The organism is Amycolatopsis sp. CA-161197 (genome assembly GCF_050942255.1).
Classification (GTDB): domain Bacteria; phylum Actinomycetota; class Actinomycetes; order Mycobacteriales; family Pseudonocardiaceae; genus Amycolatopsis.
Window position 1 is genome coordinate 1,127,302 of sequence record NZ_CP192059.1, and the last position, 23,337, is coordinate 1,150,638.

The window sequence follows — 23,337 nt, forward strand, 5'->3', positions numbered from 1 at the left end:
TAGCCGGGGCCTCAGTCGACGCACGGCACGCCGGGGATGCCCGACTGCAACTGGAGTGCGGGCGCACCCGCCGCGGCCCCGCCGCCACCCATCGGCGCGCGCCCGACCAGGCCGGCCACGAACTTGCGCACCGCCGTCGGGTCGACCTCGACGATGCTCTGCCCGTCGGCGCTGCGGCCGTTGGCCGTGATCACCGGCACGGTCGTGAAGTTCAGGTCGCCCGACGCCACGCCCTTCACCTGCTGCGCGAAGTCGAGCACGTCGAGGCCGTCGTCGAGCGTGATCGAGCGGTGCACGGCGTCCATCAGGCTGCTCATCGTCGACGGGCTGGTCAGCGTGCCCGCCGACAGCACCTGGTGCAGCGCCGAGGACAGGAACGCCTGCTGCCGCACGATCCGGTCGAGGTCGCCGTGGGGCAGGTTCTTGCGCTGGCGCACGAACGACAGCGCCTCGCCGCCGGACACCGTCTGCACGCCGCGGCGGAAGTCCGCGCCCGAGTCCTTGTCCGACGTCGAGTGGTTCAGGCACACCTTCACGCCGCCGAGGGCCTCGGTGAGCAGGTAGAAGCCCAGCAGGTTGATCTCGGCGTAGTGGTCCACGCGGATCTGCGTGAGGTCCTGCACGGTCTGGACCAATACCCGGCGACCCTCGCTGTCGGAGTCACGCTCGATCTTCGCCTGGTCGCGCTCGCCCTTGGCGCGCTCGGCGTCCGCGAACTGGGCCTTCGCCACGCCGTACGCCGAGTTGATCTTCGCCTGGCCGCGGCCCGGGATGTTGACCCAGCTGTCGCGCGGGATCGAGACGCCCGACGGCTTGCTGCCGTCCTTCGGGAAGCGCAGCAGGATGATCGTGTCGGTGTTGATCCCCGCCTTCTCCTCGGTGCGCAGCGACTTCAGCATGCTCGTCGGCAGCGGGTTGCCCTGCGCGTCGGTCCGCGCGTCGCTGCCGACGAGCAGGATGTCGGTGGCGCCGTCGTCGGCGGGCGGGGCCGGCGGTTCACCCGCGCGGGGGGTGAGGACGTCGGTGGTGGGGACGTTGCTCTGCAGCTGGTCCTTCGTCACGTACGCGTAGCCCGTGGCGCCCAGCGCCAGCACCGACACGAGCCCCAGCGCGATCCGCCGGGTGATGCGGCCGGCGCGGCCCGGGCGGACACGCGGGGTCCGCACCGTCGGCTGTGGCAGGTCCAACCGGGGGTAGGGCGACGGCTTCCACTCGGAAGACTCCGCGGATTCGTCACTGTCCGTGTCCGATTCCGGCGTCTCGTCAGCCTCAGCCGGCTCGACGGCTTCTTCCGGCGACGGCTCTGCCGGCTCCTCGCCCTCGACCCGGTCCGGCTTGTCCTCGTTCTCGTCCACCCCAAGTACCTCCCCATAGCCCAGCCTAGAGGCCCGCCCCGGCCGCCACGCTGAGTGCCCGACTCTAGTTGACGCAGGGCACTCCGCCGGCCGTGATCGGCGGAGCGGGTGGTGCGGCCGGCGCGGTGGGCGCGGTGGGCGTTGTCGGGGTGGTCGTGACCGTCGATCCCGACCCGGCGCCCGCGCCGCGCCGGTCCTTGCCCAGCAGCACGCGCACGTGCCCGGCGGTGACGTCGGAGTCGGGCTCGGCCTCGAGGTCGCCGCCGAGGGCCTGGCGGACCAGCGCGAGCGCGGCGTCGTCGGCCGGGTTGTAGCGGATCACGGTGCTCGCCCGAGCGGACAGCTTCGTGTCACCCGCGAGCTTGAAGCCCTTGCCCTGCAACAGGGTGTGGGTCTGGGTCGCGACGTCGGCGCCGCTGCCGTCGAACAGCTCGACCGTCACGGCGCCGGCGCCGGGCAGCGTGGCGGGCGTCGAGGTCGGGGTGTCGGGCGTGCCGTCGGAGGTGAGCCGGTCGACCTCCGCCTGCACCTGGGCCGGGTCGACGCGCAGCACGTCGGCGCCGCCGATCACCGCGTTGCCCTGCGTGGGGATGGTGTGGAACTCGACGTTGCCACCCGTCAGGCCGCGCATCTGCTCCGCGAACTCGGTGAGGTCCCAGCCCTCGGAAAGCACCACGGACTTCTTCACCGCGGCCACGAGCTGCGCGATCTTGGCCGGGTTGGTGAGCACGTCGCCGGAGAGGACCTTGTTCGCCAGCCCCGAGAGGAACGCCTGCTGGCGCGCGATGCGGTCGAGGTCGCCGTTGGGCAGGCCGTAGCGCTGGCGCACGAACGCGAGCGCCTGCACGCCCGAGATGCTCTGGCGGCCCGCCGGCAGGTCCACGCCGGACTTCTTCTCCTTCACCGGCGCCTTGAGGCACACGTCCACGCCGTCGATGGCCTTCGTGATCTCGTAGAAGCTCGCGAGGTTCACCTCGGCGTAGCGGTCGATCATGCCCGGCTTGCCGATGAACTTCTCCAGCGTGGCCACGAGGTTCTTGCGACCGGCCACCTTGGACTTCTGGTCGACGTCCTTGAGGTCGGTGTCACCCTGGTTTTGCAGCGTCTTGAACGTGTCGTTGTAGGCGTACACATACGCGCTGTTGAGCTTGTGCTTGCCGAAGCCGCCGGTGATCTCCACCCACGAGTCACGCGGGAACGAGATGGCGACGGCGTGCTGCCCGTTCTGGGGGATGTGCACCAGGATCATCGTGTCGGTCTGCTTTTCACCGTCCGCGATGCCGGCGTGGAGCATGTCGAGCACCTCGCGCGGCAGCGGGTTGCCCTGCGCGTCGGTGCGGCTGTCCTGGCCCACGAGGAGGATGTCGACGGCGCCGTCGAGCGGCTTGGCGTGCGCCTCGGGCTGGTCGAAGATCTGCGTGGTCGTGAACCCGGTCTGCGGGTCGCCGATGAACTGCCAGCCGTACCAGGTCAGGGCCAGGATCACGATCGAGAGGATCGAGAGCACGACCTTGCCACCGCGGCGCAGCCCGACGAGCACGCCGCGGCCGTGCGCTGCCGGTACCCGCTGCGACGGCAGCGGAGACCCAGGCCACTCGGTCACGCGTTCCTCCCCCACCCATGCCCCGTGGGCACCGGAGTGCCTTCGGGAGACTCTACCGAGTCTCGGGTGGGTCATCCGTAGTCTGGTGCTCGGATTGCCCGGTCGGGCACGAGAAGCGGGCACGAAGGGTGGAGAAGGATGCGAGTCCTGGTCACGGGCGGTGCGGGATTCATCGGATCGCACTACGTCCGGCAGGTGGTTTCGGGTGCCTACCCGACGCTGCGTGACGCCGAGGTCGTGGTGCTGGACAAGCTCACGTACGCCGGCAACGAGGCGAACCTCGACCCGGTCGCCGACAGCCCCCGCCTGCGGTTCGTCCGCGGCGACATCTGCGACGCGCCGCTGGTCTCGGACTTGATGCGGGGTATCGACCTGGTGGTGCACTTCGCGGCGGAGTCGCATGTGGACCGTTCGATCCTGGGCTCGGCCGACTTCGTGCTCACCAACGTGCTGGGCACCCAGACGCTGCTGCAGGCCGCGCTGGAGGCGGGCGTCGGCAAGTTCGTGCACGTGTCCACCGACGAGGTCTACGGGTCCATCGCGGACGGTTCGTGGTCGGAAGACCACGTGCTGGAGCCGAATTCGCCGTACTCCGCGTCGAAGGCGTCGTCGGACCTGATCGCGCGCTCCTTCTTCCGCACGCACGGCCTGCCCGTGTGCGTCACACGGTGCTCGAACAACTACGGCCCGTACCAGTTCCCTGAAAAGGTCATCCCGCTCTTCACCACCAACCTCCTCGACGGGCTGAAAGTGCCGCTCTACGGCGACGGCCTCAACGTGCGCGACTGGCTCCACGTCGACGACCACTGCCACGGCATCCAGCTCGTCGCCGACGGCGGGCGCGCCGGCGAGATCTACAACATCGGCGGCGGCACGGAGCTCACCAACCGCGAGCTCACCGGACGGCTGCTCGACGCGGTGGGCGTCGGCTGGGAGCGGGTGGAGCCGGTGGCGGACCGCAAGGGCCACGACCGGCGCTACAGCGTCGACATCACCAAGATCAGCTCCGAGCTCGGTTACGCGCCGCGGGTGTCCTTCGAGGACGGTCTGGCAGGTACGGTGCGCTGGTACGCCGACAACCGCGCGTGGTGGGAGCCGCTGAAGGGCCGCGCCGCGCTCGGTACGTCCTGAGGATTTTTCGTGCTTTTCGTGTGGAGGTAAGACGGTGCGGCTCGCTCTGCTCGTCCCCGGCGGTTCCGGCCAGCTCGGCCGCGACCTGGCAGCGCTCGCGGGTCCCGAGGTGGAGGTGGTCGCGCCGGCTTCGGCGGAGCTCGACGTCCGCTCGGCCGGTGAGGTGGTCCGGGCGCTCGACGCGCTGGTTTCCCGGGCCGCCGCCTCGGGTGCGGCGCCGGTGGTCGTGAACGCGGCGGCGTACACGGCGGTCGACGCGGCCGAGCAGGACGAGGTCCGCGCGTTCGGGGTGAACGCCGACGGGCCGCGGGTGCTCGCCGCCGTGTGCTCGTCGCGGCGGGTGCCGCTGGTGCACGTGTCCACGGACTACGTGTTCCCGGGCGACGCTTCGCGGCCGTACGAGGTCACGGACGAGCTGGGACCGAAGAGCGCGTACGGGCGGACCAAGGCCGCCGGCGAGGACGCGGTGCTCGGGTCCGGCGCGTCGGCCTGGGTGGTGCGCACGAGCTGGGTCTACGGCAAGAGCGGGGCCAACTTCGTCAAGACCATCCAGCGGCTGGAGGGCGAGAAGGACCAGCTGACCGTGGTGGACGACCAGACCGGGTCGCCGACGTGGTCCGCGGACCTGGCCGCCGGGGTGGTGGAGCTGGCCGGGCCGATCGCGGCCGGCGAAGGTCCGTCGTCGCGGGTGCTGCACTGCACCGGCGAGGGCGAGGTGACGTGGTGCGGGTTCGCGAAGGCGATCTTCGAGGAGATCGGCGCGGACCCCGAGCGGGTGCGGCCGTGCACGACCGAAGAGTTCCCGCGGCCGGCGCCGCGACCCGCGTATTCGGTGCTGTCCAACGCGTCCTGGCGCGAGGCGGGGCTGACGCCGTTGCGGCCGTGGCGCGAGGCGCTCGCGGAGTACTTCCGGAGCTGACCGGTGAGGGCGCGGTGCGCCCTCACCGGCGGTTTAGCGCTTGGCGGCCCGGCGGTAGGCCTCGACGGTGAGCGTCGCGCAGTTGCGCCAGGTGAAGCCGGCGGCGTGCGTGCGGCGGGCCGTCGACGTGGCCGTCGCGTGGGGATCGAGCACTGCTTGCCGCAACGCCGTCGCCAGGCCGTCGACGTCGTCGTAGGGCACGAGCGTCGCACACGGACCGGCCACTTCCCGCAGCGCCGGAATGTCCGTGCAGACCACGGGAACGTCCGACGCCATGGCCTCCAGCACCGGCAGCCCGAAGCCCTCGTCGCGCGAGGGCAGCACCAACGCCGCCGCCCCGGCGACGACGGTCCGGAGGTCCACATCGGACAGATAACCCGTCTGCCCGGAACGCGGCAGCCGCGGGAACGGACCCGGCCCGGCGAACACCAGCGGCGGCAGATCCGGCGCGGACGCGTGCGTGCGGGCCAGCCAGTCGAGGCCCTTGCGTGGCCCGGCGGCACCGGCGAACAGCAGGTACTTCTCCGGCAGGCGGAGCTTCGCGCGCTGGCCGTCGTCCGGCGGACGTGCAGTGAACCACGCCGGGTTCACGCCGAGCGGGGTGACGACGATCTTGTCGCGAGCAACGTCCAGGCGCTCGGCCACCGAGTCGGCGACGGCCGCGGTGGGGGTGCAGATCACGTCGGCGCGGCGGGCGCCGCGGCGGACCAGCTCCGGCAGCGTCCGGTCGGACGGCGCGAGCTCGCCGGGTTCGTCGAGGAACGCCAGGTCGTGGATGGTCAGCACGCCGGCGGCGCGCAGCCGGCCGGGGAGGACGAAGTTGGTGCCGTGGACGACGTCGGTGGGGCCGGCGAACAGCTCGACCGGCGGCAGCTCGGACCGCAGCCACGCGCGTCGCAACAACCGCGCGGGCACGGGCATCCCGCGCGCCCGCGCGCCGTGGGGCAGGACGCCGCGCAGCTTTCGCCAGCCGCGCAACGTGAACGCCACCGCGCGAGGGTCCACTTCGGACATCGACGCGAGCTCCTCGCTCAACGCCGCCGTGTAGCGGCCGATGCCCGTGCGGGAGCCGAGCAGCGGGGTGCCGTCGAGCAGCACGCGCAGCGGTCGGTCAGCCACGGCGCAACCGTTGCCGGGCGACCTTCACGACGCGGCCGCCGACGCGGCGGGCCAGCTCGCTCGGGCCGCCCTGAGCGAGGTACTCGCGGACGAGGTCGACGTCGCGGCGGACCAGCGCCGTGCCGCGGACGGGGGCGGTGGTTGTAAGGTCTGCGCCGCCCGGCAGCCGGTCGGCGGCCGGGCGCGGGTTGCGGCAGAACTCCACCAGCGGCTTCAGTGCCTCCGGCCACGCGTAGCGGCGCGCGACCTCGGCGATCCGCTCGACGCAGCCGGCCGCGAACTCCTCGTCGTACAGCGACTTCTCCAGCGCGGCCGCGAGCGCCTCCGCGTCCTCGGCCGGCACGACGACCCCGAGCCGCTCGGTGCGGACCAGGTCGGCGAACGCGTCGCCGTCCGTGGTGACGATCGGCAGGCCCGCCCACAGGTAGTCGAGCACGCGGGTGCGGAAGGCGAACGTGGTCTCGACGTGCTCGTAGTGCGTGGTCACGCCGCAGTTGGCGTCGAGCAGCCAGTTCTGGCGCTCGCCGTAGGGCACCCACTGCTCGTTGAAGAACACGTGCTTGTCCGTGAGGCCGAGCGAGTCGGCCAGCCGGACCGTGCGGGCGCCGATGTCCATCTCGGCGACCTCGGGGTTCGGGTGCTTCATACCCAGGAACACGAGCCGTGCGTCGTCGCGGTTCCGGCGGAGCAGATCCACGGCGCGGATGAGCGTGAGCGGGTCGAACCAGCTGTACACGCCGCCGGCCCACAGCACCACGTGGTCGGACTCGCCGAGGCCCAGCGACGCGCGCAGGCCAGGGCCGGTGCGCACCGGTTCCTGCGGCGAGAGACCGAACGGCACCACGGCCAGCAGCGACTGGGTGGTCGGGTCGGCGTCGTAGAGCCGCGGTGAGAGCCGGCCCAGCGCGGCGAGGTGGCCCAGCCAGAAGTGGCGCTGCCGTTCGGAGGCGCAGAGGAAGAAGTCGGCGCGCTCCAGCTGTGCGTCGAGGACCTTCGTGACGCCCGCGAGGTCGAGCGCGCGCTGGTCGTCGGCCACGCCCTTGCCCTGCTCCAGCAGCTCGAGGTGCATGGGGTCGTAGACGTCGGCGACCACGATCTTGTTGGCGTGCTGCTTCTTCAGCGTCGGCGCCAATTCCAGCACGTGACCCTGCAGGATGATCACGTCGGCCCACTCGATGGGGGCGTCGAGGTCGCGGAACTTGCCCGAGCTGATGCGGAACGCCGCGGCCGGCGGTGAGAGCAGCGGGTTGGTGGTCATCAGGTGCACTTCGTGCTCGGCGGCGAGCGTCGAGGCGATGTTCCACGCGCGGATCGCGGGGCCGGCCATGCGCTCGGTGATCGAATCGCCCGTGAGCACGAGGATCTTGCGGCGCTGCCCGAACACGGCCTCGATGCCGAAGGCCTCGACGAGGATTTCGTGGGCCCGCAGGTAGTCCGGCAGGGGATATGCGGGCTCCAAAGCCTTGCGTAGCAAGGGAAGCAGGTCGGCGTCGGTGCGGACGCGCGCGGCCTGCTCCTCGGCGCGGGACTCGGCGAGCGAGGGCATCATTTCCACGAACCGGTCGATGGCCAGCACGCCCGCGACCGTCGTCCGCGGCACGGCGAGGTCACCCGTCTCGACCGGGCCGACGCCCTTTTCGAGGTTCAGCTGCTCGGGGTCCAGGCCGCCGCGGGCGGTGGCGCGCCGGACGGCCAGCGCGAGCGCCGCGGGCAGCGCCTTGGCGAGCGACTCGTCGGAGAGGTTCTTGTACAGCGCGGCGAGCGCGTTGCGTTCCAGGAGGAAGGTCTCGCGGCCGGTCTCGGGCGCGTCGACGGCGGACATCGTGCCGTGGTGACGGTGGTACGCCAGCGATTCCGGCACGTAGCGCACGCGCCAGCCGCGCAGGTTCAGCCGCCAGCCGAGGTCGACGTCCTCGTAGAACATGAAGAATCGTTCGTCGAATCCGCCGAGCTCGGCGAACACCGAGGCGCGCACGAACATCGCCGAGCCGGTGCCGAAGAGCACGTCCTTGGCGACTTCGCGCTCGGCCTCGGGCACGTCGGCCAGCGGGCTGCCCGCGTGGCGCTTGTAGCCCATGCCGAACCAGGTCAGGCCCGCGTCGACGAAGTCGGTGCCGGTGCCGTCCCAGTCGACGACCTTGCTGGCCACCGCGGCGACGGTCGGCTGCGCCTGCAGCTCCGCGACGGCCGCGGAGACCCACGCGGGCGCCGGGCGGGCGTCGTTGTTGAGGAAGGCGAGCACGGTGCCGTTGGCGTGCTTCGCGCCGAGGTTGCAGCCCCCGGCGAAGCCGCTGTTCACGGGCGACTCGATCAGCTTCACGGCCGGCACGGCGGCGCGGATGCGCTCGGCGTCGTCGCCGCCGGAGGCGTTCTCGACGCAGATCAGCTCGACGTGCTCGTAGTCCAGGTCGGACAGCGCGCGAAGGCAAGTGATCGTGTCTTCGGCGCCGCGGTAGTTCACCACGATCACCGAGACGAGCGGTTGCGGTTCCCCCAGCGCCAAAACGAGCTCCTGTCCGTGATGTCGGGCCTCGCCCAGCTTAAAGGCCCGCCCAGGCGTCCCAGATCGCCCCTCGACCGAGGGTGGTGATCTCGCCTGTGCGTCTGCGGGCGCGCAGGGTGGCGGGGAGTCTCAGGGCCACTTCGGCCAGCACGCGAGCGCGGAGGCCGACGCGGAAGTTGGCGGCGGCGGGCTTGTTGCGGCGCAGCGGGAGCAGCGCGGTGATCAGGGCGAACCGGACGATTTCGCGCACGGCGATCGCGGCCGGGGCGCAGCGGAGGAGCATGAGGAGGCGGTTGCGTTCGTTCCAGCGGTGGAACAGGGGAGAGCCGGGTTTGGTGCTGGCCCCGTGGAGGTGGTGGACGCGGGCCTTCGGGGCCGAGACGACGTGCCAGCCGGCCAGCCGCAGGCGCCATGCGGTGTCGGTGTCCTCGTAGTAGCAGAAGAAACTCGCGGGGACGCCGCCGACGGCTTTGAGCGCGTCCGTGCGCAGGAGGGCGGCGCCGCCGCAGAAGCCGAAGACCTCGTCGGCGGGTTCGGTGAGGTCGGCGCCGTGGCCGTCGGCGGTGAGGCGGACGCCGGTCGACTGCGTGGTGCCGTCGGCCAGCTCCAGGCGGCTCGTGACGGCGGCGGCGAGCGGCTGTTCGGCCAGGGTGTCTTCGAGCTCGGCGAGCCAGGTGGGTTCGGGGGCGGCGTCGTCGTTGAGCCAGGCCACGTGTGGGGTGGTGGTGTGGTCGAGGGCCACGGCCATCGCGCCCGCGTAGCCGGTGTTGCGCTTGAGGCGGATGACCTGCGGTTTCGACGGGTGCGCCTGGAGGAGGGCGGCCGTGCCGTCGTCGGAGGCGTTGTCGATCACGAGCGTCCGATGTGGACGCGTCTGGGCGGCGAGGGCGTCGAGGCAGGCCTCGACGTGAGCCGCGCCACGCCAGGTGACCACGACGACGGTGCTGCCGGTTTCCGCGCTGGTCACCTGGGTGAGAATAGCGGCGTGCCCGAACTGGTAGTGCTCGCCGAGCAGCTGCTCGCCCCCGTCCCGGGTGGTACGGGCCGGTACACCGCCGAACTGCTGCCCGCGCTGGCGCGCACCGCGCCGCCGGGCTGGACGGTGTCGAGCGTGGTCGCGCGCCACGCGGATGTTTCTGCCGCCGTCGTCGAAGGCGTCGAGGGGCCGCGTGCGCTCCCGGTGCCGCCGCGCACGTTGGTCGGCCTGTGGCAGCTGGGCGTGCCCTGGTGGCCGGGCGGCGACGCGGTGCACGCGCCGACGCCGTTCGCGCCGCCGCGCCCGCCCGCGGGCAAGACGCTGACCGTGACCGTGCACGACACCGTGCCGTGGACCCACCCGGAGACCCTCACCGCCCGCGGCGTGAGCTGGCACCGGTCGATGATCGCCCGCGCCGCGCGCCGCGCGTCGACCTTGATCGTGCCGACGCGCGCGGTGGCCGACGAGCTGGCCGTCCTGGTGGACGTGACCGTGCCGGTGCGCGTGGTGCCCCACGGCGTGACCGTGCCCCAGGGCTCGGCGGCGCTGGACCTGCCGTCGAAGTACGTCCTCGCGGTGGGGACCATCGAGCCGCGCAAGGGCATCGACGTGCTCGTGGACGCCGTCGCCGCGGTGGGCGACGTGGCCCTGGTGCTCGCCGGCCAGCCGGGCTGGGGCGGCATCGACCCGGTCGCGCTTGCCGCTTCACGCGGCCTGACCGACGTGCACGTGCTGGGCAAGGTCACCGACGCGGAACTGGCCACGGCCCTGCGCGGCGCGAGCGTGCTGGCGGTGCCCAGCTTGGCGGAGGGCTTCGGGCTGCCGGTGCTCGAAGCGATGGCCTCGGGGGTCCCCGTGGTGCACACCGACGTGCCGGCCCTGGTGGAGGTCGCCGGCGGCGCGAGCGTGGTCGTACCGCGCGGCGACGCGGTCGCCTTGGCCGCGGGGCTGCGCGAGGTCCTCGGCTCCCCTGCACGCGCGGCGGACCTGGCGCGGCTGGGCCGCGACCGCGCGCGGGAGTTCACGTGGCGATCCGCCGCGGAGGCGGTGTGGGCGGCGCACCGGAAGCGGACGTGACCGCGGGCCGGGTCTCTGGAGTCGGCTGGGAGCCGGACACGGGCCAGTCATCGACGTGGTCCGGTGCTGGATGGCGTGTGGTGGGAACTGGCGGCCGACCCGGTGTCGGCTCGGCGGGGACCGTCGCTCTGCGTGAGCGCTTTTCGTGAGCTGCTACCCGACGCGAACGTAGGTTCGCCGCCAGTCGGCGTGAGTGCGGACGGCCGGGCGGTGCGCGAGCGCCCCATCGGCGCTGCCTGAGCTTGGGCAGCGAACGTGAGTGGCGCGCAAGATCGTTTGCGGCGATCTTGCCGCGTCGGCAGGCAACACAGTGCCGGAGGCGGACAACACAGCACAGTTCGTCGGTTCCTCACCTATGCGTTGGGTGATCGCCGTACTCTGCTCACGTGACCGGTGATCCCCGTGTGTTGATCGACGCGACCGCGGTGCCCGCGGATCGGGGTGGCGTCGGCCGGTACGTGGACTCGCTCGTCGCGGCGTTGGACCAGGACGGGGCGCGGCTGACGGTCGTGTGCCAGCCCCGGGATCTGTCGCTGTACGACCGGCTCGCCCCGAGGGCGCGAGTGGTGCCCGCGTCGCCCGCGACGTCCACTCGGACGGCCCGGCTGACCTGGGAACAGGCGACGTTGCCGCGGCTCGTGCGTCGCCTGGCGGCGGACGTCGTCCACTCGCCGCACTACACGATGCCCCTCGCGAGCCCCGCGGCTTCGGTCGTGACGCTGCACGACGCGACGTTCTTCACCGACCCCGTGTTGCACTCGTCGGTGAAGGCGCGGTTCTTCCGCGCGTGGACGGTGGCCGCCCTGCGCCGCGCGACGCTGTGCGTCGTCCCGAGCCAGGCGACGGCGCTGGAGCTCGGCCGCGTGACCCCCGTGCGGCACGCGGAACTGGAAATCATCCACCACGGCGTGGACTCGGAACGCTTTCACCCACCGTCCCCCGAGGAGATCGCCGCGGCGCGCGCGGCCGTCGGCATCGGGCGGACGCCGTACATCGCGTTCCTCGGGGCGCTTGAGCCGCGCAAGAACGTGCCGGCCCTGATCCGCGGTTACGCCCGCGCCGTCGCCGGCCAGCCGGACGCGCCCGCGCTGGTGCTCGCCGGCCAGCCCGGCTGGGACACGCAGGTCGAACGCGCGCTGGACGCCGTGCCGCACCGGCTGCGCGTGATCCGCGCCGGCTACCTGCCCTTCGGGACCCTTGCGGGCTTCCTGGGCGGGGCCGAGCTGGTCGCCTACCCGTCGCTGGGCGAGGGCTTCGGCCTCCCCGTGCTCGAAGCCATGGCCTGCGGCGCCGCCGTCCTGACCACCCGCCGCCTCTCCCTCCCGGAAGTCGGCGGCGACGCCGTCGCCTACTGCGGCGTCGGCGCGGGCGACGTGGCCGCCGCGATCACCGAACTCCTCGCCGACCCGCCCCGCCGCGCCTTCCTCTCCGCAGCCGCCCAGCAGCGCGCGAAGGACTTCTCGTGGGCCACAACGGCGGAACGTCACCGCGAGGCGTATGAGAAAGCGTGGGACCGGCACCGCAGGATGCATTGAGCCGGTTCTGCCAGGTTCTGCTACCATGATCGTGCGAGGTCCCGGTGGGACCGAGAAGAGAGCCTGTGATGCGTCCGGACGGTCGTCTCACAGGCTTTTCGCCTTTTCAGAGCCGAATGTGCTCCTCGATCAACCCTTCGATCTTGTGCGTCCAGTTCCCGGCTGCGCCGAAGCACCAGGCGACGGCGTCGGAGATCCAGAGCAGGGGCTCGAGCGTTGAGTCCAGGTGTTCGTAGGTCAGCTCGGTCTTAGACGGTTGAGTACCCAGCGTCTCTTGAATCGTCCGGCGGTCGTGGTCGTCGCGCTCGTTCCGGGTGTCCAGGACGAGACGGTGCGCGCGGGTTTCGAGCAGGTCTTCGACAGTCCTGCGCAGGCATTGCTGCCGCACGGCTTCTTCGGTCTTGGGTGTGCACGACCCGGTGTACATGCGAACAGAGACCGACATCTTGGCCATTTGATCGATGAGTTGTCTAGGCTCCTTCTCCTTCTTGAAATGCAGCTCCCGCGCGCCACGGAGGAGCAACTCCGTCAACGCGCGCCGCGTTGGGCGGAGGTGGGCAGGTTCGACGAGGGTGACGCACAGCAGGAACTGGCGATTCCGCGCCGATTCGTCGACGAAAGCGTGCACAGACATCCGCTCATTCTGGCCGCCCTGCCATCACCCTCGGTGACGGGGTTGATCCACGCCCGTAGCCGTGCGTGAGCGGGGGACAATGGCGCCCGTGACCGAGCAGCAGCGCACCTACGGCGACAAACTCGCCGTCGTGACCGTGACCTACTTTCCCGGCGACATGCTCGAGAAGTTCCTCGACACGTTGGACAAGGCGACCGACCGGGAGGTCCGCGTGGTGGTCGCGGACAACGCGTCCACGGATGGCGGGCCGGAGAAGGCGGCGGAGCGCGAGAACGTGCAGCTGGTCAGCATCGGCGAGAACGTCGGGTACGGCACGGCCGCCAACCGCGGCGTGGCGGCGCTCGACGACGGCTACGGGTGGGTCGTCGTGGTCAACCCGGATCTGGAGTGGGAGCCGGGGTCGTTGGACGCGCTGCTGGAAGTGGCGAAGCGGTGGCCGCGTGGGGGTGCGTTCGGGCCGTTGATCCACGATCTCGACGGGACCGTCTACCCGTCCGCGCGGTTGCTGCCGTCGTTCGGGCGCGGGATCGGGCACGCCGTGTTCTCGAAGGTCTGGCCCGGCAACCCGTGGACGCGCCAGTACCGCCAGGAGAACGCCGCGCCGCAGGAGCGCACGTCGGAGTGGCTGAGTGGCTCGTGCCAGTTGTTCCGGCGCGAGGCGTTCGACTCGGTGGGCGGCTTCGACACGCGCTACTTCATGTACTTCGAAGACGTCGACCTCGGCGACCGGCTGGCGAAGGCCGGCTGGCTGAACGTCTACGCGCCCTCGTCGAGCGTGATGCACATCGGTGGCGTGTCGACGGCGCGCGTGTCGAAGAAGATGCTGCGCGCGCACCACGCCAGCGCCTACCGCTACCTCGCCGACCGGCACCAGGGCGTGCTGTGGAAGCCCGTGCTGGCGGCGGTGAAGCTCGGGCTGGCCGTGCGCGTCAAGCTCGAAGGAGCCTGATCACAGCCCGTCGAGCCGCCGCGAGAGGTTCGACCGGCCGGTGCTCTGCTTGATCGTCGGCACCAGCCCGGTCAGCTCTTCCTCGGCCGGCTCCCGCAGCGGGCTCGGCACGGGCGCGGCCTGCGGACGCGGCACCAGCGGAGTGGTCACCTGCGCGGCCGGCACCTCCAGCGGCGTGGTCGTGCTCGGCTTCGCCAGCGGGTGCTCGTCGTTCTCCTCGATCAACGACGCCGGGAGCTGCGTCGTCGTGTCGGGATCCTGCTGGTCGAGCTCCGAGACCACGGATCTCGGGATCTGCTGCGTGTTGGAGGCGTCCATCGGCGACGTCATGTTGTCCGGCGTCACCACGAAGGCGCCGCGGGAACGGGCGCGTGCGAGCAAAGCGTCCGCGCGATCGCGGGGGTCCATCCCCTCGGCCTCCCGACTGACCCGGGGCCTCTGGGGAAAGGCCCACCTGTTTCCTGTCTAGGGTAGGCCCTCGGGGGCGCAGCCGTCAGCGTTTCCCGCGGCTTGTCGCTCAGCGGTGCGTGATACAAGAGGAGTTTTCTGTGACGTCCGAGCTCGAGGTCGACGCCGTCGTGCTGGTCGGGGGCAAGGGCACCCGCCTGCGGCCGCTCACCCTGTCCGCGCCGAAGCCGATGTTGCCGACGGCCGGGACCCCCTACTTGAGTCACCTGTTCTCGCGAATTCGCGCGGCCGGGATCCGCCACGTCGTGCTCGGCACGTCCTATCGCGCCGAAGTCTTCGAGGAGTACTTCGGCGACGGTTCGGCCCACGGCCTCGAACTCGAGTACGTGGTCGAGGACGAGCCGCTGGACACCGGCGGCGCCATCCGCAACGTGTACGACAGGTTGCGCGCGGACCACGCGATCATCTTCAACGGCGACATCCTCTCCGGCGCCGACCTGCGCCATCAGCTCCAGACCCATGTGGACACCGGCGCCGACGTCACCCTCCACCTCCAGCGCGTGCCCGACCCGAGCCGGTTCGGCTCCGTCCCCACGGACGAGCACGGCCGCGTGCAGGCGTTCCTCGAGAAGACGCCCAACCCGCCGACGGACCAGATCAACGCCGGCTGCTACGTCTTCCGCCGCTCGGTGGTCGAGACCATCCCGGCGGGCCGGCGCGTGTCGGTGGAGCGCGAGACCTTCCCCGGGCTCCTCGAAGCCGGCGCGCACCTCCACGGCTTTGTCGACTCCTCGTACTGGCTCGACGTCGGCACGCCCGAGGCGTTCGTGCGCGGCAGCGCGGACCTGGTGCGCGGCATCGCGCCGACGTCCGCCCTGGCGAGCCCGACCGGCGAGTCGCTGGTCCTCGACGGTGCTTCCGTGGCTTCGTCCGCTCAGCTGACGGGCGGGACGACGATCGGGGAGAAGGCCGTGATCGGCGACGGGGTGACGGTCGACGGTTCGGTCGTGTTCGACGAAGCCGTGGTCGAGGCCGGGGCCATTGTGGAGCGTTCGGTGCTGGGTCGCGGCGCGTTCGTGGGGGCGGGCGCGGTGCTGCGGGGCGTGGTCCTGGGCGACGGCGCGTCCGTCGGCGCCGGCTGCGAGCTCCTCGACGGCGCCCGCGTCTGGCCCGGCGTCACCCTGCCCGACGGCGGCATCCGGTTCTCGAGCGACGCATGATCGAGTGGCGACCGCCCTTCCCGCTGGACCTGGCCGCGGTGCTGGGCCCGCTCAGCCGCGGGCGCGGTTCGCTGAACTTCCGCGGTGAGCGTGGCGTCTGGTGGCTGGCCGCCAACACGCCGTCCGGCGTGGGCACGCTGGCGCTGCTGCGCCGGCCCGACGGCGTCGTCGAGGCCGACGCGTGGGGCCCCGGCGCGGAGTTCCTGCTCGACGGCGTGCCGGCGCTGCTCGGCGCCGAGGACGACGACACCGGCTTCGTCGCGCACCACCCCGTGGTCGCCCGCGCGCGCCACGACGCCCCCGGCCTGCGCCTCGGCTCGACGCGGCGCGTGTGGGACTCGCTCGTGCTCGCGGTGCTGGAGCAGAAGGTCTCGGGCAAGGAGGCCATCCGGTCGTGGGCCGAGCTGTGCCGCTGGTTCGGCACGCCCGCACCCGGCCCGGGACCGGCTTCGCTGCGCGTGCCCCCGTCCCCGGTGGCGATCAGGTCCATTGTGGACTGGAACTGGCACCGCATCGGCGTGGACCTCAAACGCCGGACAGCGCTGATCAACGCCGCCCGCGTGGCTCCGCGGCTGGAGGAAGCCGTGGCGCTCCGGGGTTCCGCGGGCCGAGCCCTGCTGCGCAAAGTGTCGGGCATCGGCGTGTGGACCGCCGCCGAAATCGCCCAACGCGCCTGGGGCGACCCGGACGCCGTCAGCTTCGGCGACTACAACATCCCGAACATGGTCGGCCACACACTGCTGGGCCGGCGCATCGACGACGAGACCATGGCCGAGTTGCTCGCGCCCTACGCCCCCCATCGCCAGCGCGCGATTCGGTACCTGGAAGTCGGCGGGGCCCGCGCGCCGCGGTACGGGCCCCGCATCGAACTCCGCGACTACCGCGCGATGTGACCTACTGCGGCGGCTGCTGACCCTGGCGGGGCTGCTGGTTCGGGTACTGCTGCTGTTGCGGTGAGGGGTAGGGCTGCCAGTTCTGCACGGCTTGCTGATTCGGCTGCTGCGCCGGATAACCCTGCTGCGGATACGGCCCTGGCTGCTGCCCGGGATACCCCGGCTGCTGCGGGTACTGCCCCGGCTGCATCGGCTGCTGCTGCGGATACTGCTGCTGTGGCGGCGGATACTGCGGCCCAGGCTGCTGCTTCGGCTTCCGCCCCACGGTGAACTTCAGCACGAGGATGACCACCAGCACGATGATCAGCAGCGCTGGGAGCACAAAACGCAACACGACGGCTGAATCTCCTTCTCAGTTCCCGAATCCGGACGGCGGTGTTTGACCCGGCTGCTGCGGCGGATAGGGCTGCTGCGGGTACTGGCCGGGTACCGGAGGCTGTTGCTGTGGATAACCGGGCTGGCCCGGGGGATATCCCGGCTGTTGCGAAGAAAATGGCGGTTGGCCCGGGTACTGCTGAGGGCCGGGCTGCGGCGGATACGACGGTTGCCTCGGCTTTCGCCACACCGTGAGCTTCAGGACGAGAAGGATCACGAGCAGAGCCACCAGCAGGATCGGCGTGATCAGGTTGTGAATGTTCACCGGTCGCCTCAGTTCCCGAATCCGGACGGCGGCTGTTGACCCGGCGGCTGCGGCGGATACGGCTGCTGCGGGTACTGGCCGGGTACCGGAGGCTGTTGCTGTGGATAACCGGGCTGGCCCTGCGGGTATCCCGGCTGTTGCGGATAGCCGGGTTGCTGCGCCGGCTGTCCCGGCGGGTAGCCGGGCTGTTGCGGGTAACCCGGATACCCCGCCTGCCCGGGCGGATAACCGGGGTAGCCCGGGTAACCCGACGGTTGCATTCCTTGCCACGGCGGCGGAATCGGCGGCTGACGGCGTTTCTTCGAAGACCGCACGCCCACCACGATGGCCGCGACGATGCCTGCCAGCAGCAGCAAGATGATGAGATGCCAAGGCTGAACGGCGTTCACGACAAAAGTCCCCTCTCCCCGGCCCATGGTCATCGTAGGGGGAGTGGCCGTCGGGGGCTGGGCGAGACCGGAGCGGTCAGCGCAGCGCGGCCGTCACGATGGCCAGCGCCTCGTCCGTCGACAGGCCCAGCTGTCGCGTCACTGCTGCATAGTCGGCGGCCGCCGACAGGGCCCGCGAACGCGACTCGTCCCCCGAGGCACCCACGAAGCTGCCGGCGCGGCCGCGCGTTTCGATCAGGCCGGCTTCCTCCAGCTCCCGATACGCGCGAGCCACGGTGTTCGGGGCGACGCCCAGGTCCGAGGCCAGCGCGCGAACGGTGGGGAGCTTGGTGCCGACGGCGAGGGTGCCGGCGTTGATCTGCGCGGCGATCGACGAGCGCACCTGCTCGAACGGCGGCACCGAAGAGGCGCTGTCGTAGCTCACGGTCACCGCGAAACCTCCCTAACGCCGGCGCTTCCTGCGCAGGCTGACGACCACACCCACGACGACCAGCACGAACGCCACCCCGAACCCCACGGCCACGACCCAGCCGCTCACGAACCCGCCGTCGCCGGTGTGGATGTGCGGGTTGGCGAGCACCAAGGGCATGCCGACCATGCTAACGGGACGAAACGGCCGCGTTCACGAGTTCGGCCAGATCCTCCGACCCCGCGGGCAGGGCGTCGACCGGCCACCAGCGCAGGTCGTCGGACTCGTCGCTGCGGACGGGCAGCGCCCCGGCCGGCGCGCGGACCGCGTAGCGCACGTCGAAGTGCCGCGTCGGCACGCCGAGGGAGCACGTGATCGGGTGGACGTCGAGGTGCACCGGCTCGGCGCCGATCTCCAGGCCCGTCATGCCCGACTCCTCCGTCGCTTCGCGCAAAGCCGCCGAGGCGACCGAAACGTCGGACGGCTCGCAATGCCCACCCAGCTGCAGCCAGCGGCCGACACGCGGGTGCAGCGTCAGCAGCACCTGCGTACCCGTCGAGTCGAGGACCACCGCTGAGGCCGTGAGGTGCCCGGCCGCGCACGAGCGTTGCACGGTGTCGTCCCGCGTGGCCAGGAAACCCAGGAACGCCTGGCGCAGCGACTCCTGCGAGCCCAGGGAAGGAGCCCACGCCGTCAGGGTCTTCACCGCGTCCCCATGCAGCGTCACAGTTCGACCAGCCCTTCGCCCGGCTCACCCAGCGAGCGCGCGGCAGGCGTTTCGAGCGGGTGCCCGATCGCGACCGCGCCCAGCGGCTCCCAGCGCGAGTCCAGGCCCAGCGTCGAGCGCACGAGGTCGGCCGCGAAGATCGTCGACCCGATCCAGCACGAGCCCAGGTCCTCCGCCGCCAAGGCGACCAGCAGGCCCTGCACCGCGGCGCCGGCGGCGACCGTGAACATCGTGTGCTCGCAGTCGTTGCGCCGCTGGTCGCGGTAGGTGTGGGCGCCCTCGGGCACGAGGAACGGGATCACGACCTCGGGCGCGCGGTACAGAATGTCCCCGCGCGACAAGCGTTTCTCGATCTGCGACGGCGTGAAGTCGTCGTTCGAAAGGTCCGCTCGCCACGATTCGCGCATGGCGTCCAGCAGCTTCGCGCGCAGCCCGGCGTCGCGCAGCCACACGAACCGCACGGGGTGTGTGTGGTGCGGCGCGGGCGCGGTCAACGCCGCCGCGACCGCGCGCCGGACGACCGAAGGATCCACCGGCGCGTCGGAGAACGTGCGCACGGAACGCCGGTGCGGCACGGCTTCCCGCCGGCCCTGCGCCAGCGCTTCGTTGGTGCCCAAGCGGAACAGGTCCTCGTCGACGGGCCGGATCAGGTTCCGCGCGGTGGAGCCGTCGTCGGTGAGCTGCAGGCCGCGCACGACCGCCACCGGCAGGCCGCCGAGCTTGCCCTTCACCAGGTCCGCGGCGGCGGCGAGCTCGTCGGCCACCGCGATCTCCGTCACGGCCAGCTCGTTGCCCTGCGAGTCGACCTGCCCCGCGTACGCGTGCAGCACGCGCAGCCCCGAAGCGCCGATCGCCGCGTCGGTCTGCCCGACGCGCCACGCGCGGCCCATCGTGTCCGTGACGACCACGGCGACCTCGACACCCAGCCGGTCCCGCAGTCCGCCGCGCAGCGCGTGGGCCGACGCGTCCGGGTCCGCGGGCAGCAGCGCGACCTCGTCGCCCTGCACGTTCGACGCGTCGATCCCCGAAGCGGCCTGCACGATCCCCAGCGGGTTCTCCGTGATCACCGTGCGCGCCACCCGCGCGACGACCCGCACCGTCTCCTGGTCGATCAGCTCGCGGCGCGCCGCGTCCCGGGCCTCCGGGTCGCTCGGCACGCGCACGAGCCGGCCCTCGACCTTCGAGAACACCTTGCTCGTCACCACCACGACGTCGCCCGACCGCAGCCACGGCGCAGCCGCGACGATGGCGCCGGTGAGATCGTCGCCGGGGCGGAACTCCGGCAGCCCGGTCACGGGCAGGATCTCGACCTTGGCCGAAGCGTGATCACTGAACTCAGACACCGGACACTCCCGCAACGTCGAAGGCCGCCCGCACCATCGCGGCCGTGGCGTCCACATCGGACATCAGCAGCGGCACCGCGCGCACGTCGACGCCCGGCACCGTCACGTCGTGGTCCTCCTCGGCGATGAGCCAGCCGTCCAGCACCCCGCCGTCGGAGCGGGCGCCGTAGTGCCGGCCGACCGCCTCGGCGGAGGTCTCCACGCCGATCGCCGTGAGGCACGCGTCGGCCATGCCGCGCAGCGCCTTGCCGCCGATGATCGGCGAGATCCCCACGACCTTGGCCTTCGACTTGCGCAGCGCCTCGCGCACACCCGGCACCCCGAGCGTCGTCCCGACGCTCACCACCGGGTTCGACGGCGCGAACAGCACCAGGTCGGCCTCGCCCAGCGCCTCGAGCACACCCGGCCCGGGCTTGGCCTCGTCGGCGCCGACCGAGACGATCGAGTGCGCCGGCCGGTCGGCCCGGTAGCGCACCCACCACTCCTGGAAGTGGATCGCCTTCTGCTGCTCCGGCTGGTCGGGGTCGTCGATCACGACGTGGGTCTCCACGCGGTCGTCCGACATCGGCAGCAGCCGCACACCCGGGCGCCAGCGATCGCACAGCGCCTCGGTGACGGCCGAGAGCGGGTAGCCCGCGCGCAGCATCCGCGAGCGGATCAGGTGCGTCGCGATGTCCTTGTCGCCCAGCCCGAACCACGTCGGCTCCGCGCCGTACGCGGCGAGCTCCTCCTTGACGACCCACGTCTCACCCGCGTGGCCCCAGCCGCGTTCGGTGTCGATGCCACCGCCGAGGGTGTACATGCAGGTGTCGAGGTCGGGGCAGATGCGCAGGCCGTGCATCCACACGTCGTCGCCGGTGTTCACCAGCGCCGTGACCTCGTGCGGGGACGGGCTCTCCGGCTCGCCGATCGCGGGCATCCCGAGTGCGGTCTTCACGCCGAGCAGGAAGCGCGCGCCACCGACTCCACCGACCAAAACGACGATCTTCACGACTGCGGATCCTCGCACGCGCCCGGTCCCGGGCCCCAGTAGCGGTACCTGTGGTGCTCCGTACAGCCGAGCGCGGAATACAGCTTCAACGCGCCTTCGTTGTCCACGGCCACCTGCAACACCCACCTCTCCGCACCGTGCGCGCGACCCCACCCGGCCAGCGCGGACATGAGCGCCGACGCGAGCCCACGCCGGCGGAACTCCGGCCGCACGGCCAGGCGCGACACGTGGAGCCACCCGTCCACGATGGCACCGCGCACGGCTCCGGCGGTGACACCGGCAGCGTCGTCCACGTCGTCCACGTCGACCACGCCATAACCCACCTTGCCCGTGCTCAGCACGTGGCGTTCGGCCGCGCCCGGCGACGGGCTGTCGGCCGCCAGCTCCCACCACGCCGTGGTCGGCTCGTCGAGGATCTCGGCGTCCTGCGCGGGCCCGGCCGGCAGCGGCCCGACGAGCACCGACACCTCGTGGCCCGCGGCGTGTTCGGTCCACTCGCGCCAACCGGCGGCTGCGACGGCACGCTCGGTGGCGCTGTCCTGGATCACCTGCGCAACAGGTGGGATCCCCCGATCGTGGGCGAAGTCACAGACGGCCGTCAACGCGGCGGCCACGCTCCGGCCGGGGTCGCCCACGGCGAGTGCGCTGTTGGCGCGCCCGGTGAAGCCGTCGGCCCAGCGCAGGCGCCAGTCGCCGAGGGGTTCGTCGACCACCGGGGGCCAGGCCCGCGCACACACGAGTTCGAGCATTTCCGAGTCGTTCACGGTTAGATTGTCCTTGACGCGGCACCCCATTTTCGCAGGGAGAACCGATGAGCTACGTGCGCAGGGACGACAAGCACAACGACGACCTGGTCGACGAGATCGCCGACGGTTTCGAACGCACGCTCAAGGAGAAGCGCGAGGGCGACACCAAGCCCACCGGCCCGGGGTTCACCATCACCGGCGACGCGCGCAACGCCCCGAAGCCCCGCCGCCGGGACCGCTGAGCGGGACATTCGGCCCCATACCAGGGGTATGGCTAAGGGTTGCCTAAGCACCACCGGTGCCTCGGGAAGCGCGTAATGTCCGCAGGGACTGGCTAAGCAGAGAAAAGCAGGAGTACGCAGTGACCTACGTGATCGCCGAGCCCTGCGTCGACGTGCTCGACAAGGCGTGTATCGACGAGTGCCCCGTGGACTGCATCTACGAGGGCGAGCGGATGCTGTACATCCACCCCGACGAGTGCGTCGACTGCGGCGCCTGCGAACCGGTCTGCCCGGTCGAGGCGATCTACTACGAGGACGACGTCCCCGACAACTGGTCCGACTACACCAAGGCCAACGTCGACTTCTTCGACACGCTGGGCTCGCCCGGCGGTGCCTCCAAGGTCGGCAAGACCAGCCACGACCCCGCCTTCATCAAGGCGCTGCCCCCGCAGGGCGAATGACGACCCGCCCCCTGCCCGACTTCCCCTGGGATTCGCTCGCCGAGGTCAAGGCCCGCGCGCAGGCGCATCCCGGCGGGATCGTCGACCTCTCCGTCGGCACGCCCGTGGACCCGGTTCCGGCCTCGATCCGCGACGCGCTGGCATCGGTCTCGGAGATCCCGGGCTACCCGGCCACCCACGGCACGCCCGCGCTGCGGACGACCGCCGTGGAGGCGCTGGGCCGGCGCTACGGCGTCGAGGGGCTCGAGCCGGACGCGGTGCTGCCGACGATCGGGTCGAAGGAAGCCGTGGCCTGGCTGCCGCGGCTGCTCGGCCTCGGTCAGGGCGACACCGTGGTGATCCCCGAGCTGGCGTACCCGACCTACGAGGTGGGGGCGCTGCTGGCGGGCGCCGACGTCGTCCGCGCGGACGGGCTCACGCAGCTCGGGCCGCAGCGGCCGGCGATGATCTGGCTCAACTCGCCGTCGAACCCGACCGGCAAGGTGCTCGGGGTCGAGCACCTGCGCAAGGTCGTGGAGTGGGCGCGTGAGCGCGACGTGATCGTGGCGTCGGACGAGTGCTACCTCTCGCTCGGCTGGGACGCCGAGCCCGTGTCGGTGCTGCACCCGTCCGTCCACGGTGGACGGCTCGACGGGCTGCTGGCCGTGCACTCGCTGTCGAAGTCGGCGAACCTCGCGAGCTACCGCGCGGGCTTCATCGCCGGCGACCCGAAGCTGGTCAAGCAGCTGCTGGAGATCCGCAAGCACGCCGGGATGATCGTGCCGCGTCCGGTGCAGGAAGCCATGGTGGCCGGCCTGACCGACGACGAGGCCGTCGCCGCGCAGCGCGAGCGGTACCTGCGCCGCCGGCTCGTGTTGCGGAAAGCATTGCAGGACAACGGTTTCGAGATCTCCCACTCCGAAGCCGGGCTGTACCTCTGGTCCACGCGCGGCGAACCGGCGCTGGACACCGTCGCGTGGCTGGCCGAGCGCGGCATCCTCGTGGCGCCGGGCACGTTCTACGGCCCGGCCGGCGGTAACCACGTGCGCGTGGCCCTGACCGCCACGGACGAGCGCATCGACGCCGCCGCGGAGCGGCTGAACTCCTGA

At 71.6% G+C, this 23,337-nt stretch carries 25 protein-coding genes; 10 read left to right on the forward strand and 15 right to left on the reverse strand.

Going from position 1 to position 23,337, the window contains the following annotated elements; all coding sequences use genetic code 11:
- Nucleotides 1–11 precede the first annotated feature (11 nt).
- Nucleotides 12–1,355, reverse strand: coding sequence for an LCP family protein (locus tag ACQPXB_RS05625; RefSeq protein WP_432849903.1), 1,344 nt, complete (start codon nt 1,353–1,355; stop codon nt 12–14).
- Nucleotides 1,356–1,419: 64 nt separating this feature from the next.
- Nucleotides 1,420–2,958, reverse strand: coding sequence for an LCP family protein (locus ACQPXB_RS05630; RefSeq protein ID WP_432849905.1), 1,539 nt, complete (start codon nt 2,956–2,958; stop codon nt 1,420–1,422).
- A 138-nt stretch (nt 2,959–3,096) separates the two neighbouring features.
- Between ACQPXB_RS05630 and rfbB the strand changes: the two genes are divergently transcribed.
- Both rfbB and rfbD read left to right on the forward strand, forming a co-directional pair.
- Nucleotides 3,097–4,089: a dTDP-glucose 4,6-dehydratase gene (gene rfbB, locus ACQPXB_RS05635; protein ID WP_366575332.1), complete on the forward strand. Its 993-nt coding sequence runs from the start codon at nt 3,097–3,099 to the stop codon at nt 4,087–4,089.
- Nucleotides 4,090–4,123: 34 nt separating this feature from the next.
- Nucleotides 4,124–5,008, forward strand: coding sequence for a dTDP-4-dehydrorhamnose reductase (rfbD, locus tag ACQPXB_RS05640; protein ID WP_432849907.1), 885 nt, complete (start codon nt 4,124–4,126; stop codon nt 5,006–5,008).
- A gap of 33 nt (nt 5,009–5,041) precedes the next feature.
- Here the strand turns inward: rfbD and ACQPXB_RS05645 are convergent, their stop codons facing one another.
- The 3 genes from ACQPXB_RS05645 to ACQPXB_RS05655 are packed head-to-tail and all read right to left on the reverse strand — an operon-like array spanning nt 5,042 to nt 9,597.
- Nucleotides 5,042–6,127: a glycosyltransferase family 4 protein gene (locus ACQPXB_RS05645; RefSeq protein WP_366575329.1), complete on the reverse strand. Its 1,086-nt coding sequence runs from the start codon at nt 6,125–6,127 to the stop codon at nt 5,042–5,044.
- The gene (locus ACQPXB_RS05650; protein ID WP_432849910.1) at nt 6,120–8,630 is read right to left on the reverse strand and encodes a glycosyltransferase; all 2,511 of its coding nucleotides are present in this window, start codon (nt 8,628–8,630) and stop codon (nt 6,120–6,122) included. Before ACQPXB_RS05650 ends, ACQPXB_RS05645 begins: the two co-directional genes overlap by 8 nt.
- A 37-nt stretch (nt 8,631–8,667) precedes the next feature.
- Nucleotides 8,668–9,597, reverse strand: a complete 930-nt coding sequence (locus ACQPXB_RS05655) for a glycosyltransferase family 2 protein (protein WP_432849912.1) — start codon at nt 9,595–9,597, stop codon at nt 8,668–8,670.
- Nucleotides 9,598–9,615: 18 nt separating this feature from the next.
- On the opposite strand from ACQPXB_RS05655, the gene ACQPXB_RS05660 reads away from it, so the two are divergent.
- Complete coding sequence (locus ACQPXB_RS05660) at nt 9,616–10,683, forward strand: glycosyltransferase family 4 protein (RefSeq protein ID WP_432849914.1); 1,068 nt, start codon at nt 9,616–9,618, stop codon at nt 10,681–10,683.
- Nucleotides 10,684–11,087: 404 nt separating this feature from the next.
- Complete coding sequence (locus ACQPXB_RS05665; RefSeq protein WP_432857318.1) at nt 11,088–12,218, forward strand: glycosyltransferase family 4 protein; 1,131 nt, start codon at nt 11,088–11,090, stop codon at nt 12,216–12,218.
- Between the two features lie 106 nt (nt 12,219–12,324).
- Here the strand turns inward: ACQPXB_RS05665 and ACQPXB_RS05670 are convergent, their stop codons facing one another.
- The gene (locus ACQPXB_RS05670) at nt 12,325–12,852 is read right to left on the reverse strand and encodes a DUF3800 domain-containing protein (protein WP_432849916.1); all 528 of its coding nucleotides are present in this window, start codon (nt 12,850–12,852) and stop codon (nt 12,325–12,327) included.
- Between the two features lie 79 nt (nt 12,853–12,931).
- On the opposite strand from ACQPXB_RS05670, the gene ACQPXB_RS05675 reads away from it, so the two are divergent.
- The gene (locus tag ACQPXB_RS05675) at nt 12,932–13,801 is read left to right on the forward strand and encodes a glycosyltransferase family 2 protein (RefSeq protein ID WP_432849918.1); all 870 of its coding nucleotides are present in this window, start codon (nt 12,932–12,934) and stop codon (nt 13,799–13,801) included.
- Here ACQPXB_RS05675 and ACQPXB_RS05680 read toward each other — a convergent pair whose 3' ends face one another.
- Nucleotides 13,802–14,209 (reverse strand): hypothetical protein, encoded by a 408-nt coding sequence (locus ACQPXB_RS05680; RefSeq protein ID WP_386946660.1) that lies wholly within the window; start codon nt 14,207–14,209, stop codon nt 13,802–13,804.
- A 140-nt stretch (nt 14,210–14,349) separates the two neighbouring features.
- Here ACQPXB_RS05680 and ACQPXB_RS05685 point away from each other — a divergent pair, with 140 nt between their 5' ends.
- Nucleotides 14,350–15,429: a sugar phosphate nucleotidyltransferase gene (locus ACQPXB_RS05685; RefSeq protein ID WP_432849921.1), complete on the forward strand. Its 1,080-nt coding sequence runs from the start codon at nt 14,350–14,352 to the stop codon at nt 15,427–15,429.
- Nucleotides 15,429–16,322, forward strand: coding sequence for a DNA-3-methyladenine glycosylase family protein (locus ACQPXB_RS05690; protein ID WP_366575928.1), 894 nt, complete (start codon nt 15,429–15,431; stop codon nt 16,320–16,322). The genes ACQPXB_RS05685 and ACQPXB_RS05690 overlap by 1 nt, the downstream gene beginning before the upstream one ends.
- Nucleotide 16,323: 1 nt before the next feature.
- Here the strand turns inward: ACQPXB_RS05690 and ACQPXB_RS05695 are convergent, their stop codons facing one another.
- The 8 genes from ACQPXB_RS05695 to ACQPXB_RS05730 all read right to left on the reverse strand — a co-directional run bounded on the left by ACQPXB_RS05695 (nt 16,324) and on the right by ACQPXB_RS05730 (nt 21,585).
- A complete protein-coding gene (locus ACQPXB_RS05695) occupies nt 16,324–16,656 on the reverse strand; it encodes a hypothetical protein (protein WP_432849923.1) in 333 nt (110 codons plus the stop codon).
- 314 nt (nt 16,657–16,970) lie between these two features.
- Complete coding sequence (locus ACQPXB_RS05700; protein WP_432849925.1) at nt 16,971–17,351, reverse strand: hypothetical protein; 381 nt, start codon at nt 17,349–17,351, stop codon at nt 16,971–16,973.
- A gap of 76 nt (nt 17,352–17,427) precedes the next feature.
- Complete coding sequence (locus ACQPXB_RS05705) at nt 17,428–17,781, reverse strand: GntR family transcriptional regulator (protein ID WP_366575312.1); 354 nt, start codon at nt 17,779–17,781, stop codon at nt 17,428–17,430.
- Between the two features lie 12 nt (nt 17,782–17,793).
- Nucleotides 17,794–17,940, reverse strand: coding sequence for a hypothetical protein (locus ACQPXB_RS05710; RefSeq protein ID WP_366575310.1), 147 nt, complete (start codon nt 17,938–17,940; stop codon nt 17,794–17,796).
- 10 nt (nt 17,941–17,950) lie between these two features.
- On the reverse strand, nt 17,951–18,487 hold the full coding sequence (locus ACQPXB_RS05715; protein WP_432849928.1) for an NUDIX hydrolase: 537 nt from the start codon (nt 18,485–18,487) through the stop codon (nt 17,951–17,953).
- Entirely contained in the window at nt 18,484–19,887 is a 1,404-nt protein-coding gene (locus ACQPXB_RS05720; protein ID WP_432849930.1) for a coenzyme F420-0:L-glutamate ligase, read from the reverse strand. The genes ACQPXB_RS05715 and ACQPXB_RS05720 overlap by 4 nt, the downstream gene beginning before the upstream one ends.
- The gene (cofD, locus tag ACQPXB_RS05725) at nt 19,823–20,821 is read right to left on the reverse strand and encodes a 2-phospho-L-lactate transferase (protein ID WP_432849932.1); all 999 of its coding nucleotides are present in this window, start codon (nt 20,819–20,821) and stop codon (nt 19,823–19,825) included. Before cofD ends, ACQPXB_RS05720 begins: the two co-directional genes overlap by 65 nt.
- Nucleotides 20,818–21,585 (reverse strand): GNAT family N-acetyltransferase, encoded by a 768-nt coding sequence (locus ACQPXB_RS05730; RefSeq protein WP_432849934.1) that lies wholly within the window; start codon nt 21,583–21,585, stop codon nt 20,818–20,820. The genes cofD and ACQPXB_RS05730 overlap by 4 nt, the downstream gene beginning before the upstream one ends.
- A gap of 47 nt (nt 21,586–21,632) precedes the next feature.
- Between ACQPXB_RS05730 and ACQPXB_RS05735 the strand changes: the two genes are divergently transcribed.
- The 3 genes from ACQPXB_RS05735 to dapC all read left to right on the forward strand — a co-directional run bounded on the left by ACQPXB_RS05735 (nt 21,633) and on the right by dapC (nt 23,337).
- Entirely contained in the window at nt 21,633–21,809 is a 177-nt protein-coding gene (locus ACQPXB_RS05735) for a hypothetical protein (protein WP_366575302.1), read from the forward strand.
- 119 nt (nt 21,810–21,928) lie between these two features.
- On the forward strand, nt 21,929–22,249 hold the full coding sequence (gene fdxA, locus ACQPXB_RS05740) for a ferredoxin (protein ID WP_220246384.1): 321 nt from the start codon (nt 21,929–21,931) through the stop codon (nt 22,247–22,249).
- Nucleotides 22,246–23,337 carry a succinyldiaminopimelate transaminase gene (gene dapC / locus ACQPXB_RS05745; protein ID WP_386946674.1) on the forward strand — a complete coding sequence of 364 codons (1,092 nt, stop codon included), beginning with the start codon at nt 22,246–22,248 and terminating at the stop codon, nt 23,335–23,337. The genes fdxA and dapC overlap by 4 nt, the downstream gene beginning before the upstream one ends.

Coding starts and splice junctions, on each gene's coding strand:
- rfbB (WP_366575332.1), top strand. CDS start 3,097: ATGCGAGTCCTGGTCACGGGCGGTGCGGGATTCATCGGATCGCACTAC.
- ACQPXB_RS05670 (WP_432849916.1), bottom strand. CDS start 12,852: ATGTCTGTGCACGCTTTCGTCGACGAATCGGCGCGGAATCGCCAGTTC.
- ACQPXB_RS05675 (WP_432849918.1), top strand. CDS start 12,932: ATGGCGCCCGTGACCGAGCAGCAGCGCACCTACGGCGACAAACTCGCC.
- ACQPXB_RS05680 (WP_386946660.1), bottom strand. CDS start 14,209: ATGGACCCCCGCGATCGCGCGGACGCTTTGCTCGCACGCGCCCGTTCC.
- ACQPXB_RS05710 (WP_366575310.1), bottom strand. CDS start 17,940: ATGCCCTTGGTGCTCGCCAACCCGCACATCCACACCGGCGACGGCGGG.
- ACQPXB_RS05720 (WP_432849930.1), bottom strand. CDS start 19,887: ATGTGGACGCCACGGCCGCGATGGTGCGGGCGGCCTTCGACGTTGCGG.
- ACQPXB_RS05735 (WP_366575302.1), top strand. CDS start 21,633: ATGAGCTACGTGCGCAGGGACGACAAGCACAACGACGACCTGGTCGAC.
- dapC (WP_386946674.1), top strand. CDS start 22,246: ATGACGACCCGCCCCCTGCCCGACTTCCCCTGGGATTCGCTCGCCGAG.